The organism is Dehalococcoidia bacterium (assembly GCA_025054935.1).
Classification (GTDB): Bacteria; Chloroflexota; Dehalococcoidia; order SpSt-223; family SpSt-223; genus JANWZD01.
Map to the genome: position 1 here is coordinate 42,666 of JANWZD010000014.1, position 14,143 is coordinate 56,808.

14 protein-coding genes are annotated in these 14,143 nt (G+C 65.8%); 7 read left to right on the forward strand and 7 right to left on the reverse strand.

Annotated elements, in window-relative coordinates; all coding sequences use genetic code 11:
• Positions 1-330 precede the first annotated feature (330 nt).
• Complete coding sequence (locus tag NZ773_13710; protein ID MCS6802980.1) at positions 331-948, forward strand: hypothetical protein; 618 nt, start codon at positions 331-333, stop codon at positions 946-948.
• Here the strand turns inward: NZ773_13710 and NZ773_13715 are convergent.
• Together NZ773_13715 and NZ773_13720 are read right to left on the reverse strand one after the other, a co-directional pair.
• Positions 945-1,406: an SRPBCC family protein gene (locus tag NZ773_13715; GenBank protein MCS6802981.1), complete on the reverse strand. Its 462-nt coding sequence runs from the start codon at positions 1,404-1,406 to the stop codon at positions 945-947. The two genes, NZ773_13710 and NZ773_13715, sit on opposite strands and share 4 nt — an antisense overlap.
• On the reverse strand, positions 1,382-1,738 hold the full coding sequence (locus tag NZ773_13720; GenBank protein ID MCS6802982.1) for a hypothetical protein: 357 nt from the start codon (positions 1,736-1,738) through the stop codon (positions 1,382-1,384). The genes NZ773_13715 and NZ773_13720 overlap by 25 nt, the downstream gene beginning before the upstream one ends.
• Positions 1,739-1,900: 162 nt before the next feature.
• Here NZ773_13720 and NZ773_13725 point away from each other — a divergent pair, with 162 nt between their 5' ends.
• The 5 genes from NZ773_13725 (at position 1,901) to NZ773_13745 (ending at position 6,732) form a co-directional block, all read left to right on the forward strand.
• Positions 1,901-2,905, forward strand: a complete 1,005-nt coding sequence (locus NZ773_13725; protein ID MCS6802983.1) for a GHMP kinase — start codon at positions 1,901-1,903, stop codon at positions 2,903-2,905.
• Positions 2,906-2,955: 50 nt separating this feature from the next.
• Positions 2,956-4,338, forward strand: coding sequence for an MFS transporter (locus tag NZ773_13730; protein MCS6802984.1), 1,383 nt, complete (start codon positions 2,956-2,958; stop codon positions 4,336-4,338).
• Positions 4,339-4,457: 119 nt separating this feature from the next.
• On the forward strand, positions 4,458-5,072 hold the full coding sequence (locus tag NZ773_13735; GenBank protein ID MCS6802985.1) for a GNAT family N-acetyltransferase: 615 nt from the start codon (positions 4,458-4,460) through the stop codon (positions 5,070-5,072).
• A complete protein-coding gene (locus NZ773_13740) occupies positions 5,065-5,589 on the forward strand; it encodes a molybdenum cofactor biosynthesis protein MoaB (GenBank protein ID MCS6802986.1) in 525 nt (174 codons plus the stop codon). The genes NZ773_13735 and NZ773_13740 overlap by 8 nt, the downstream gene beginning before the upstream one ends.
• A gap of 51 nt (positions 5,590-5,640) precedes the next feature.
• Positions 5,641-6,732: a M23 family metallopeptidase gene (locus tag NZ773_13745; GenBank protein MCS6802987.1), complete on the forward strand. Its 1,092-nt coding sequence runs from the start codon at positions 5,641-5,643 to the stop codon at positions 6,730-6,732.
• Here the strand turns inward: NZ773_13745 and NZ773_13750 are convergent.
• Positions 6,729-7,244 (reverse strand): pyridoxamine 5'-phosphate oxidase family protein, encoded by a 516-nt coding sequence (locus NZ773_13750; GenBank protein MCS6802988.1) that lies wholly within the window; start codon positions 7,242-7,244, stop codon positions 6,729-6,731. The genes NZ773_13745 and NZ773_13750 overlap by 4 nt on opposite strands.
• A 102-nt stretch (positions 7,245-7,346) precedes the next feature.
• Between NZ773_13750 and pheA the strand changes: the two genes are divergently transcribed.
• Positions 7,347-8,168, forward strand: coding sequence for a prephenate dehydratase (gene pheA, locus NZ773_13755; protein ID MCS6802989.1), 822 nt, complete (start codon positions 7,347-7,349; stop codon positions 8,166-8,168).
• 13 nt (positions 8,169-8,181) lie between these two features.
• Here pheA and galU read toward each other — a convergent pair whose 3' ends face one another.
• From galU to NZ773_13775, 4 genes are all read right to left on the reverse strand, one after another.
• A complete protein-coding gene (gene galU, locus NZ773_13760) occupies positions 8,182-9,111 on the reverse strand; it encodes a UTP--glucose-1-phosphate uridylyltransferase GalU (GenBank protein MCS6802990.1) in 930 nt (309 codons plus the stop codon).
• The gene (locus NZ773_13765) at positions 9,108-10,238 is read right to left on the reverse strand and encodes an AI-2E family transporter (protein ID MCS6802991.1); all 1,131 of its coding nucleotides are present in this window, start codon (positions 10,236-10,238) and stop codon (positions 9,108-9,110) included. Before NZ773_13765 ends, galU begins: the two co-directional genes overlap by 4 nt.
• A 94-nt stretch (positions 10,239-10,332) precedes the next feature.
• Positions 10,333-11,772, reverse strand: coding sequence for a DUF4129 domain-containing protein (locus NZ773_13770; GenBank protein MCS6802992.1), 1,440 nt, complete (start codon positions 11,770-11,772; stop codon positions 10,333-10,335).
• On the reverse strand, positions 11,769-14,069 hold the full coding sequence (locus NZ773_13775) for an ATP-binding protein (protein ID MCS6802993.1): 2,301 nt from the start codon (positions 14,067-14,069) through the stop codon (positions 11,769-11,771). The genes NZ773_13770 and NZ773_13775 overlap by 4 nt, the downstream gene beginning before the upstream one ends.
• Between the last annotated feature and the right edge of the window lie 74 nt (positions 14,070-14,143).

The window sequence follows — 14,143 nt, forward strand, 5'->3', positions numbered from 1 at the left end:
GCGGAGAGGAGCGACCGCAACGGCGCCCAGCCCGACGCTGCAGAGACAGGAGAGCAGCGCCAGCGCGGAGACAAGCGCCGCAATCCGCCGCTCCGCGGCACGCCGCGCCCGGCGCGCCCGGCGCCGGCGTTCAAGCCACCGCTCATCGAAGCGATCCAGCTCTTCCTCCGACGGCGTCCATCCTACCGCGTCTGGCTGCTCGCTGCCAAACGGACGCCGCCGGGGAAATCGCCGCGGGGAAGGCTGATGACTCGACGCAGTGTGCGGTATGCACTATAGTGACCGATAAGCGTTCCCAATGCTCGGGGAGCGTCGAGAAAGCAACTGTCGATGCAGTGGGGGATCATCGTGGAAGCTGAGCAGAAGCGTCACCCATTCGTCCCGCCTCCGACTGGGCTCGAGGGCCGGGAGGAGGAGCTGGGCATGGCGGTCCGAGCGCTCGTCCGAACGCTCTCGGACCGCTCGCCGTATCCTCATGAATTTAACGATGCGCTCGTCAAGTCCACGCTCACGCATATCCAGTTCTGCAAGAACCACGGTCTGATCAAGGAGATGCAGGAGCATCAGGTCAAGACCCTAGAGCCGGTGCTCAAGCGCGTCAAGATGGTGATGGAGAAGGCAGGCGACCCTGAGCTTGGCCTTGTGGGAATGTTCGACCGCACCGCTTGCCACTACCAGCTCGTCAAGTACACCGAGGTGGAGCCGGGTGTGCGGCGCTTTCCCTGCCCCTTCAAGCTGGTCCTTGAGCAAGGGCGGCGCATCGGGCAGTACGACATGACGATCGAGGATGTCCACCACCTGTGGTGCGTCCCAACGTGGAAAGGCTATGCCGCCTATCTCGGCATCGAGATCGACGTGACCGAGTGTCACGGCGAGATGGTCGAAGTGCGGCTGAAGCAGATTGAGAACGCGGCTGAGCCGGCCCGCGAAGCGGTCGCAACCGGCTAACCGTCAGTCCGCCCGTCGGGTGCGGCGGGTTGACGCCGCGCCCGGCGCAGGTCGCGGATCCGTCTTGCGAAGGCACGGATCGTCCCGTCGATGTTCGCCTTGAGCGCGCGCGCGACCAGAAGCGAGGCGCCCGGGAGCGGCAGGTCGAGATCCCAGACCGTTCGGTAGCTGACGCGCGTGCCTCCCTCAACCGGCGTGAACGTCCAGCAGCCATCGAGGCGGCGAAAGGGGCCGCGGACGAGGGTGAGCCGAATCTCCCGGTTGTCGACAAACGTCGCGTGGTGCACCCAGGTCAGTTCGAGCGGCCCCGCCTGGACTGTCATCTCAACGAGATCGCCCTCGCGCCGGACGGTCTTTACATCCGGCAGGAACTCGGGATACTTCTCGACCTCCGCGACAACCGGGTAGACCTCGTCCACCGGCGCCGTCACGATCACTTCTTGGTAGAGTTCGGGCATTCGCCGCCCTTCTCTCCTCCTGCGCCGTCGGGGGACGAAGCGGGCAGGGGTCGGAATGACGCTGGCTCCGGCGCGGGATGTTTGTAGAAGAGATAGCGCAAGCTCGGGTTCGTCCGGATCGGTTTGTGGCGAAACTGGGTTCCGACTTCGCCACCCTCAAACGTGTAGCGCTCGCGCCGGCTGAGCACCTGCTTCGCGATAAACCCTTGCTCGAGCCGGCAGTACCAAGCATCCCGCGGGCAGTGCCACTTCACGGGCTTCGGCTGGACCTCGACCATCGGCTGCCCGCAGTCCGGACAGGGCGGCGGCTCAATCACCCCGCGGCTGATCATGGCGCGATCGTACGCCGAGCGCGCGCTCCCTTCAAGCCGACGCTCGCGCCGCAGAGAGCGCATCCATCGCGAGAAGAGTTGAATGACGCCGGGCTGCCTCGGTATACTCCCACCGCTCAGCCAAGGGAGCAATCGGCTGCGAGATCTGCGCGGACGTCGCTGATGCACTATCGGGCTAAAGCCCCGCTCCGGATCAGTTTTTGCGGTGGAGGCACCGACGTTCCTCCCTATCCTGAGCGCTACGGCGGGCTTGTCCTCGTCGCGACGATCAACAGCTACGCCCACGCCTCGCTTACCCCGCGCGACGATAATGTTTTGACGATCCAGTCGCTCGACTACGACATCGTTGCGCGCTACCACGTCGATGACGACCTGTTCTTCGACGGCGAACTCGATCTCGTCAAGGCGGTGATCCGCTACATGGGCGGAAAGCGGGGACTTGATCTCTTCCTGCGCTCAGACGCCCCGCCGGGGACCGGCCTTGGCAGCAGCTCGGCGATGATTGTCGCCCTCATTGGGGTCCTGAAGGAGTTCCTTCGGATGCCCCTCTCGATCTATGAAGTCGCCGAGCACGCTGTCGAGATCGAACGGCGCGACCTCCGGATCAAGGGCGGCTTGCAGGATCAGTACGCCTCGGCGTTTGGCGGCTTCAATCTGATCGAGTTCTACGGCGACAAGACGGTGGTCAACCCGCTGCGCATCTCCGACGAGATTATGAACGAGTTGGAATGCCGGCTCCTGCTGTGCTACACCGGCCAGACCCATCTCTCCGGCAACATCCTCGCTCGCCAGATCGACAACTATGAGCGCGAAGATGCCGAGGTGCTCGCTTCTCTTCATCGGCTGAAGGAATTGACGACCGAGATGAAGAACGCGCTCCTGCGGGGCAAGCTGGATGAAATGGGCGTTCTGCTCCATGAGACATGGCTGAACAAGCGCCGGCTGGCGAGCGGCATCTCGACGCCGGTGATCGAGGAGTTGTACGAGGTCGGTCGCGGGGCGGGCGCCTACGGGGGCAAGGTGCTCGGCGCCGGCGGCGGCGGCTATCTCCTGTTCTACTGTCCCTACGAGCAGCGGCACCGGGTGGCAGAAGCCCTCGAAGCAGCGGGCGGCCGGATTGTCGAGTTCAGCTTTCACACGAAGGGCCTGCAGACCTGGCAATACTGACGCGCCGCGCCGATGTCCTGCTCTTTGTCATCGCCGCCTCGACCTCGATTATGGCAGCCGTCGATGGGACGGCGGTCATCGTTGCCTTTCCCGCTATCGCCGATGAATTCCAAACGAGCGTCGCCTGGGTGGGGTGGGTGCTTACCGCCTTTTCGCTCACCCTCGGCATCACGCTGCCCCTCGTCGGGCGGGTCGTTGAGCGGGTCGGCCAGCAGGCCGCGTTTGTCGGCGCCGTCTCGATCTTTCTGGTCGGCTCGCTCGGCTGCGCGCTCTCGACCTCCGTCGAGCAGCTGATCCTCTTCCGCGCGCTCGAGGGAGTGGGTGGCGGCGCCTTTATGCCGCTGGCCGCCGGCATAGTGAGCGATCGCTTCGTTGAAAACCGTGCCCGCATGATCGGGCTGCTGACCAGCTTCTACCCTCTCGGGGGGATCGTCGGCCCCAATGTTGGCGGGCTGCTCGTCTCGCTCGCTGGGTGGCGCGCGATCTTCCTGATGAACATCCCGATCTGTCTGGCGGCGATCGCGCTCGGCGCGTGGCTGCTGCGCGGTGCGCGGCCGCCGCGCCGCACCGGCGCGGTCGATGTTCCGGGCGCGCTCCTGCTGGGACTAGGCACCCTCTGCATCATGACCGGCCTCACCCTCGCCACCACCACGGCAACCGCATGGCGGGAACTGCCGTCGGCGGGATTAGTGGCGAGCGGGATCGCCCTCTTTGCCCTTCTGATCCTCTGGGAACGGCACGCCGCCAATCCGATCCTCGACGTTGCCATTCTGGGGAAGCGTCCCTTCCTCGCAGCCAACCTGATCAGCTTCGGCATTGCGGCGTTCATCTTCGCCATTTTTGGGCTGGTCCCGCTCTTTCTCACGCGCGCCTATGGCTATTTCCCCAGTCAGATTGGCCTCCTCGTCACCCCACGGGCGCTCCTGACGATCATCATCTCGGCAGTCGTCTCGTTTCTGCTGCCCCGCCTCGGCTTTCGGCTCCCGATCGCTATCGGCTTCGCGTTGGTTGCCATGAGCACAATCCTCGTCGCCCAAGCGCCAAGGAGCGCCGTGCTGGTGGGCAGCCCCATTCCTGAACCCGTGGCGGTGGCGATGCTGCTTGCCATCGCCGGGGTCGGGCTGGGCTTCGTGCTGCCTGCCTCCAACAGCGTCGGGATGGACCTCCTGCCCGATAAAGTGACGGCGATCGCGGGAATGCGGGGCGCCTTCAACGTGCTCGGCAACGTGCTGGGCACAACGCTGTCGCTGCTGGTGGTCTCGCTCGCCGCTACTCAAGCCGAGGGCCTGATCCTCGTCTTTCACCTCGCCGGCATCGGCGCCCTCGCGCTCATCGCCCTCGTTCCCCTGCTGCCGGACAAGCCGCGCCCGCTCCCCGCCGCACTGCCGGCGACGGAGGCCGAGACGTCCGACCGATTGCGGGATCGAACGTGACCTTCGTCAGAGCGCGCCGCCGCCGCCTGCCAAGAACCGACCGGCACAGACCTTACCCACTGGACAGCAAGGGGATGAACGCCGTATCGTGCTGACGACTGCACCATCATCCGAGCACAATGAACCACCTCAGCCCCCTCTACCCGCCTCATGGCCGGATTCGGATCGCCGAAGCGCAGCGCGGCGATTTCGACGAGGTCGCCGACCTCTTCGGCGCCCTCCACGCCCACAATGCCGAACTCGATGAACTGTTCTCCCTCGCCGAGAACTGGCGGGAATTGCTCTACGACCATTTCGTGCGCACGGTGGGGACCCCGTCAGTGCTCTGGCTGCTCGCGTGGGATGGTCCGCGGGCAGTCGGACTGCTGCTGATGGAGCAGCATCTCGACTCGCCGCTCTTCCGCTACCGCCGCTGGGCAGAACTGGTTGCAATTTATGTCGTGCCGGAGCAGCGGGGCAGCGGCCTCGCCCAGCGCTTTCTGGAAGAGGCGTACCGCTGGGCGGCGGCACGCAATTTGGACCGCATTCAGCTCTATGTCACCACATCGAACGAACGCGCCAAGGCGTTCTATGCCAACGCGGGCTTCCGGCCGGTGCAGGAGATCTGGCGGATCGCGGTCACGCCTGTCGCCGACGCCGCCTCGCTGCCCGACCCACCGCGGACGACCGACCGCGGCAGCGTCGATTTTGTTCAGTTGGGACACCACCATCTTGGGATGGACGACCATGACTGAGCTGGGCTACCCGGAGCATCACGCGCGGGCCGCGGAGGAAGTGCCGGCGTCCTTACGCTGCGGCGTGATCACCGCCAGCGACACCCGCACCCCAGAGACCGATATCTCCGGCACGATCATCCGCGAGAAGCTGGCCGCTGCTGGTCACCACGTCGCGCAGTATGCTGTCGAGCGCGATGAGGCGACGGCGATTGCGGCGCTAATCCGCCGCTTTGCCGAGGCCGGCTGTCAGGTCATCATCATTAATGGCGGCACCGGCATTGCCAAGCGCGACTCGACGTTCGAAGCGGTCGATCGCCTGCTCGAAAAGCGGTTGCCAGGCTTCGGCGAGCTGTTCCGAATGCTGTCGTATCAGGAGATCGGACCGGCAGCGATGCTCTCCCGCGCCACGGCAGGCGTGCTCGGCAAGACGCTCCTCTTCTCGCTTCCCGGCTCTCCGAACGCGGTCACGCTGGCCCTCGACCGCCTGATCCTGCCGGAGCTGCGTCACCTCGTCTGGGAGGCCACTCGCTCCTAGCGTCCGCTTGGTCACTTGCTCTCTAAGGCTGCCTGCCTGCATAATGCCCCCGTGCAAGCATCGCGCGCGCTGCGCCTTTCTCAGTCAGGACGGCGCGCCCTCGTGGTGGCGCGGGCGCTCAGTGAGTGGCAGGATGTCGTCCGGGTGGAGCACCCGGCGGCTGGCACCCAGCTTGTCGTTTCTCTCCTTCCGCGCCATCTCACCCACCTTCTCGTCGGCCTGATCGTGCTCGCCGTCGCCGCTGCCGGCCTTGTTGAGCGGCGCGCCGGCAGCGATGGCGGACTGCGCAGCTGGGTGTTCGAGCCATTCTTCCCGAGCAGTCGGGCAAGCTATCTCACGGCTCATCCTTTTCTCGGTCCTGGGCTCTCAGAGCGAACGACGATCGTCGACTACGTCGTCCAGCCGGGCGATACGGTCTCGCACATCGCCAACCGTCTCGGCGTCTCAACCGAGACCGTGATCTGGGCTAATCAGATCGCCAACCCAGACCTGATCCGGCCGGGGGACGTCCTGCGCATTCCGCCGATCACAGGCGTGCTGCATACCGTCGAGCCGGGCGACACGCTGCCCCAACTGGCAGCGCGCTACGGCGTCAGTGTCCAAGCGGTGCTCGACTATCCGCTCAACCGGATCGACAACCCCGACGAGCTGATCGTCGGCCAACTGATCATGTTCCCCTTCGGCATTCGCCCGCGGCCGCCGGCGCCAGTCGTCGCCGTCGCGAGCGCGGCCGCAAGCACGGGAACGACCGGAGGAGAAGCGGCGGCTGCGGCGCCCCGCGGCTTTCGCCTCGGGTGGCCGACCGAGGGCCGGATCACGCAATCCTACTCTGCTTACCACCCTGCCTTAGATATTGCCGCACCGCTCGGCCAGGGGGTTTTCGCCATTGAAAGCGGCACAGTGATTGTTGCTGCCAGCGGTTGGAACGGCGGCTACGGCACAGTCGTGGATATCGATCACGGCAATGGGCTGGTCTCCCGCTACGCCCACCTGAACCGGCTGTATGTCAGCAAAGGCGACTGGGTAGCAAAAGGCCAGGCGATCGGCACCGTCGGCCTCACCGGCATTACGACCGGCCCTCACATCCACTTTGAATTGCTCCTGCGCGGGGTACGCGTCAACCCCCTGACCTACCTGCGCTAGACCGCCGCCGCTTTCCCTCCCTCTCCGTCAAGCGGGAAGGTGGTCAGGATCGCCGGCGTCTCGCCGCCGACCCACCCCTCGGCACGCACGAGGCGAGGCGTCGTCCAGAGCAGCCAGCGGTCGGTGCGCCGCTCTGGCGCCGGCCAGCCCCGCGCAGCAGCGCGCCGGACGAGAAAGTCGTACACGCGCTCCGGGTCGTCGTCGATCGTGCATTCGCCGAGGAGGAGGACATTACGCGCCGGCCCGCGCTCAGCAGGGGTCAACTCCACCCAGAGATAGCTGACAAGCGGGTTGCGCCGGATGTGCGCCACCTTCACGCTCTCCGGCTCGGTGATGGTGCCGACGCGCCATCCGTCGAGAAAAGCGCCGACTTGGCGGGTGACTGGCTGGCCGCTCCGCTGGGTTGTCGTCAAGAAACATGCCACCATAGGGCGGCGCTGCTGGATGAACTGATAGATCGAGTCGCGATAGACCTCGGCGGCTTCCCCCCGGACCCCAATCCGTCGAAACACGCAGCTCCTCCGGGCCGTTCTGCCGACGGCAGCGTGCCAGTATAGCGCCTCCATCCGCCGGCCGAACCGGTACACTTCGATCAGCGCGGACCGGAGGGAGCAATGCGCGTCGCATTCCAAGGAGAGCGCGGAGCGTACAGCGAGGCGGCAGCGTTCGAACTGCTCGGTCCCCAGATCGAGCCGGTCGCCTGCCCGAGCTTCGAGGCCGTCTTCGCTGCCGTCGAGAGCGGCGACTGCCAGCGCGGCGTCATCCCGATCGAAAACTCGCTTGGCGGCAGCGTCCATCAAAACTATGACCTGCTGCTTCGGCACACCCTCCATATCGTTGGGGAGCTGAACTTCCGGGTGCGCCATTGCCTGATCGCGATGCCGGGAGTGCGCAAGGAAGATGTCCGGCGCGTCTACAGCCACTGGCAAGCGCTCGCTCAGTGCGAAGGCTACCTAGCGCAGCTCGGGGTCGAGACCGTGCCGTTCTACGACACGGCAGGAGCGGTCAAAGCCTTGGCAGAGGAAGGGCGCACCGACGCTGCAGCGATCGCCAGCCGGCGGGCCGCTGAGTTTTACGGGCTGGACGTGCTCGAGGAAGGGATCGAAGACAACCCAGAGAATTACACGCGCTTTTTGCTGCTCGCTCGCGATCCCCAGCCGCCAGGCGAGACGGCAGGGCCGCTCAAAACCTCGATCGTCTTCTCGGTGCCGAATAACCCGGGCGCGCTGTTCCGCGCGATGGCCGCTTTTGCGCTGCGCGACATCGACCTTTCGAAGATCGAGTCGCGTCCTCTCAAGGGGCGTCCCTGGGAATACGTCTTCTATATGGATTTCGCGGGGAGCGCTGACGAGGGACCGGGCCAGCGCGCGCTTGCCCAGCTTGCCGAAACCGCAACGCTGCTGCGCGTGCTCGGCACCTACCGGCGGTCAGAATAGCTGTCCTGACGAGTTATGGCGCCGTTTCGGCAAGCGCTTCCTCGTCAGCCTGCTTCGGGGCGGCTTTGCGCCGGCCGTTCGCGAGATCGATGCTTTCGAGATAGGCGCGGAACTCTGGCCCAATGTCTGGCCGGCGGAGCGCCATCTCAACCGAGGCCTTCAAGAAGCCGAGCGGTGTTCCCGTATCGTAGCGCGCCCCTTCAAACTGGAAGGCGTAGATCGCCTGGCGCTCGAGCAGGATCCTCAAGGCGTCGGTAATCTGGATCTCGCCCAGCTTGCCGGGCCGGGTCGAGCGAATAGCGTCGAAGATTTCCGGCGTGAGGATGTACCGGCCGACAATGGCCAAGTTTGACGGCGCTTCGGCGGGGTCGGGCTTCTCGATCAAATTCCGCACCTGGGAGACGCGCTCGCCGACAGGATGCCCTTCGATGACGCCGTACTTATGCACCTCACTAGGCGGCACCTCTTCAACCGCGATCACCGAGCACCGATAGCGGTTGTAAACCTCCATCATCTGCGCCATCGCCGGGGTCGCCGCGTCAATCACGTCGTCCGGAAAGCACAGCGCAAACGGCTCATTGCCGACAATGTCCTCCGTTGTCAGGACAGCATGCCCGACGCCAAGCTGCTCCTTCTGTCGCACGTAGTAGATCCGAGCGAGGTCGCTAATCCCGCGCACCAGATTGAGCAGCCGGAGGTCGCCTTTCTTCTCAAGCGCCGCCTCCAGTTCAAAGGAGCGGTCGAAATGGTCTTCGATCGCCCGCTTGCCGAGTGCCGTGACAATGACGATCTGCTCGATGCCCGAAGCGACCAGCTCCTCGACGACGTATTGAATGATTGGCTTGTCGACCAACGGAAGCATCTCTTTTGGCTGCGCCTTCGTCGCCGGCAGAAAGCGCGTCCCCCAGCCAGCCGCCAGCACCACCGCCTTGCGGAGCCTCATGACCGAACCTCTCCCGATACCACCGCAGTGAGCGGAAGTTCTTTCTGTTCCTTGGTTGCATTCGCCAGCTGCTTTCGCCGCTGGCGATAGAGCTGCACCACCATCGAATAGACCACTCCGACGATCGGCACGCCGAAGATCGCGCCCCAGATCCCCGCTTCTTTCGTGCCGAGCAGCACGGCGAAGAAGATGAGCAGGGGATGCATCCCAACCGTATCCGACATCACCTTCGGTGAGATTACGTTCAGCACCACCTGCTGGAGCACCAGCAAACCAGCAAAGACGAGCAGAACGCGCAGCCAGTCACCGGTGAGCGCAGCGAGGATGACCGGCGGGATCATCGCCACCACCGAGCCGATAAAGGGGATGACCATCATCGCCCCGGCGAAAAGCGAGACCACAAGAACGAACGGCAATCCGGCGATCGTCATCACAATCCCTGTGCCGACCGCATAGACCGCCGTCTGGATGAGCAGGCCGCGCATGAAACCGCCGAAGGTCTTGTCGATCGCTGCGAGGAGATAGCGCGCCTCGTCTTCCCAGCTTGCCGGCAAGATGTCGATGAACAGGCGCGAGAACCGCTCCCCGTCGATCATGAAGTAGAGCGACAAGATAATGACAATCACGGTGTTGAAAATGAACGCGGCCACCCCTTGCGCAATGCCGAGAGCGTTTTGAGCGAGCGCGGTGCCCAGCTGTTCTGCGCGCTGCAGGAGAGCGCTCTCCGTCAACAGCGCGCCCAGCCGAAGATCGATCCCGCGCTCGTTGAGGAAGCCTTGAACAAGTTCGGCGTAGCGCGGCCACTCGTTCACCCAGCCGGGGATCGACCGGCCGAGCTGGACTGTCTGGGTCGCCAGCGGGGGCACAATCACGAGGCCGACCGTGATCACCGCCACAAGCAAGAAGAGATAGACCAGCATAATCGCCAGCAGACGAGGAAGACGCTGCCGGACCAGAAAGTCCGCCACGGGGTTCAGGGTGTAGGCAACGAGCCACGCCATAAAGAAGGTGAGAATGATGTCGCTGAAGCGGAGAAATAGCTGCCACAGCATTCCGCCGAGATAGATCGCGGCGATGAAGACCAGCATGATGATGAGCGCTTGGAGCCAGCGATTGCGCTCAAGCACCGGAGCACCTCTCCTTGGGCGCGTTGGCCGCTCTTCGGAAAGACCTCAGTTCGCCCAGCAATGGTAGCGGACGCCGGGCGAATCCGCTCTCATCTCAGGAACCCGCCGGCGGCAGAAGCCGGGACCGCAGCGCCTCCCATGCGGCTTGGACCTCGCGAACGTCGGCCTCGGCCGGCGGCTGTTCCGCATAGCGGGCGCGGTGATAGCCTGCGGTGATAGCTGCCGCGAACGGCTCCCCCTCCCCGAGCTTGGGAGCAATGGCGTTCAGATATTCGAGCGGGGTCTGCTCCGGCCGCCGCGGCAGGCCGATAGCCGCGCCAGCGCGCAGGTAGGCCCGATAGATCGCCCGGATCGAGCGCGCCTCTTCCGCGACCGGCGGCTCACTGCGCGAGACGCTCGCCCCCGCCGGTGGCCGCAGCCGGCGCCTGAGACGCACCAGCCACGCCCAGAGCCCGGCGAAAAACTCGCGCCACGACCAGACACTGTCGCGCTCCTCTGTCCGCTCGTCCTCCTTCCGGCGAACGCGCTTCCGATAAGACCGCCAAACGATCGCCGCCACCAGAGCAAGCAGCGCGAGGAAAATCAGCCACTCACCGAGCATGATGAGATCGATTTCCAGGATATTGCGCAGCCGCTCCTCCATCTCTTCAGGCGGCGTCTGCTCAAGGTTCTGAAAGATCTCGGCAAAACTGAACCGGCTCAGGAACCGCCCAAACAGGACGAAGATCCGCTCCAGCAGCAGCGCAATCGGCAGCAAAATCGCGAGGAAAATCGGGTCGAGAATGCGCAGGAAGGGAATGAGCGGAGCGAGAACGCGGCCAAGGCCGCCGAGCGGCTCAGGAATGACCGCGATCACCGTCAATCCCGTGACGATCACCAGCCCGATCGTGGCCGCGGTTGTCAACGCCCAGCGCGGTGCGGTGCGCCGCGTTCGAGGCCCGCGCGCTTGCAGCGCCCGCAGCCGGGCGATGGCAAGCGTTGTCAGGCCGGTGGTGAAGAACAGCAGGGAGGCGCCCGGCAGGTCAGCGATCACCGTCGAGACATCGGTCACATTCGTTGCGATCGGGGCAGCAATGGCGAGGAGAACGAGCGCGATCGCTCCCGTTCGAAACCGCTCCTCGGCCTCGAGCGTGTCGATCGGGCGGTCTCCGATCCCCTGACCGCGCCACCACGTGATGCCCGCCATAACCAGCGCGAGAACGGCTGGCGGCCAAGCAAACAGCGGGTCGCGGATAAACGGGCCGAGCGTCGCCAGCCAGTCGGGGCCGAAAGCGAGCGTCACCACCGCGAGCGCCATCGCCACCCCCGCGCTGATTGTCGTCCAGCGCAGGCGGCGCAGCGACCAGACCGCGCGCGACGCCCAGCGCATCAGGAGCGCAGCGGTCACCGCCGTCAGGACCAGCAGCCCGAGCGGCACTAGCGGCTCCTCATTCGGCCCATGCGCGACGAGGCGAAACCAGAGCGACAGCCACGTCACTTCGCCGATCGCCAGCAAGACCGGCAGCAGGAGGTCGGGGACCGGGCGGAGGATCACGGCCCGCCTCCGAGCAGGGAACGGACAATCTCGCGCAGCCGCTGAAACGGGAAGGGCTTCGGCAAGACGGCGTCGATCGCCACGCGGGAGGGAGCATCACGGTCGAGGTCGCTTCCCCAGCCGGTCACCAGCACAACCCGCGTTGAGGGGTCGCGCCGCTTCGCCGCCGCCGCAACATCCCAGCCGTCGAAGCCGGGCATGCCTAGGTCCGTCACCACGACGTCGAACCGCTCGCGCTCGATTGCGGCGATCGCCTCGTCAGGCACGGTGAAGAAGCGGACGGTATGGCCGTCTCGCCCGAGCATCCGCGCCATCATCGCGGCGATGCCCGGCTCATCGTCGAGGACGAGAATCCGTCCCCGCCGGTCGTCCTCCACCGGAGAGCGCGGGTCGTCCGGCGCCGACGCGCTAAAAGGCAGCCGGATGGTGACAGTTGTTCCCCGCCCCAGTTCGCTCTCGACCGCAATCTCGCCCCGATGGCGCTTCACCACCGCATACACCATCGTCATCCCGAGCCCGCTGCCACGCTCGCCTTTGGTCGTGAAATACGGTTCGAAGATGCGCTGCCGCACGGCCTCGGTCATTCCCACGCCGGTGTCGACGACGCGAATGACCGCGACATTGCCGTCGCGCGCTGCAGAGAGAACGATGCGCCCCCCGGTCGGCAGCGCATCGACCGCGTTGAAGATGAGATTGATCAGCGCATCGCGCAGTTCGCTGGGGTCTGCCGCAACCGGGGGAAGCGTTTCGGTATGTACTTCCAGCGCAATCGTGATCCCGCGCCGCCGGGCGTCATTCAGCCAGCGCGGCCGCGTCACCGAAGCGACCTCGCGCAGCAGTTCGGCAAGATCAACCGCGCTCAGCTCGGCCGTCGGCCGCTCACGCGCAAAATCGGCGAGACGGCGCGTCATGTTCGCGGCATCGAGGGCCGCTTGACGGATGGCAAGGATCGTCTCTTCGAGGTCGGCGAGGCGAGGGGTTTCACCGCGCACCTCGTTGTAGGCGATCTCGCTGCTGCCGAGGATGAGCGCGAGGGCATTGTTGAGATCATGAGCGACGCCCGCGGCGAGGTGCTCTAGGGCGCGGAGCGCTTCATTCCGCAGCCGCAGGCGTGCCGCCTCGTACAGCGCCGTCACCTCGCGCTGCACCGAAAGGATTCCGACGACCCGCCCTTCGCCGTCGCGAAGGGGCGTGCTGCTGACGGACACCCAGCCGCGCCGTTCGCCGCACTCAAACTGATAGGCCGGCCCGGAAGGCACGACGCCGGCGATGGGGGCGCCTGTCTCGTCGAAGTAGCGCACCGGCAGCTCCTCGACAAGCCGCCCCACGATCTCGCTGCGCCGGACGCCGTACAGCTGCTCATACGCGGCGTTGGCGTCGACTACCCGCTGGTCGGTGTCGAGCAGCAGCACCGCATCGCTCATCTGTTCGCGCAGCGCTGCAGCTTCTCCGTTCAGCCGGTCGTCCCCTTCCGACCGGCGGCTGGTCATGAGAGCGAGCGCGGCCAGCGCTGTCAGTTCGCCGAGGATCTGCTGGTCAACGGCATCGAAGGATCGTTCCTCCGTCCGCCAGACCGCGAACGCGCCGAGAGAGCGCTCTCCGGCGGTCAGCGGCAGCGAGATTGCCGCTCGGAAGATCCGCCACGGCTCGGGCAGGCCCAGTGCCGCGACCGTCTGGTCCCACTCCGCGCCGACCGCCTGGCGCGTGCAGGGCCCGGCGAGCGCCAAGAGAGCGGGGGCAGCATAGTCAGCAGCGAGGCACCCCGACCATTCAGGGAGATCGCCAGCAAGACCGACCACCATCGGCGCGCCGTGGTCGCCGCGCGCCAGCACTGCTGCCGCCGCCGTCGAACGCGTCAAAGCAACGGCGGCCTCGGCGACCCGCCGGAGCGCCGTCTCGCTCGGCGCCGCGTTCAGGATCTCGCGACGAATTTGCGCGACCACGGTCGCGTGGGCGTGGAGCAGCGCAAGGTCGCGCTCAGCGCGGGCGGCACGAAGCGCGAGACGGAGCGCGCTCTCCAGCGCCTCGGGCTCGGCGGAGGGGCGGATCGGCACCGTTGCGGGACGCTGCGGGGGCGCCCCCGGGCCGACCCAGACAACTGCCGGCGGACGGCGAGCGTGCCGGCGACACAGGCGATCGAGGTCGTCCTCCGCTGCAGCCGCCGCCACGATCACGTCAATCAGCGGCTCGTCATCGGCAGCGACGACTTCGCCGAGACGGTAGAGCGCTGCCTCAAGCTGGGCGCGGCGATCGGAGTCTAGGGCGAGCAGGAGAACCGGTCCGTTCGTACGCTCCACCGGCGGGCGCTCCATCCTTGCGCGGCGATTGGCGGGTCACTGCCCATTATAGAGCCGGAAGCGGGCAGCCCCGA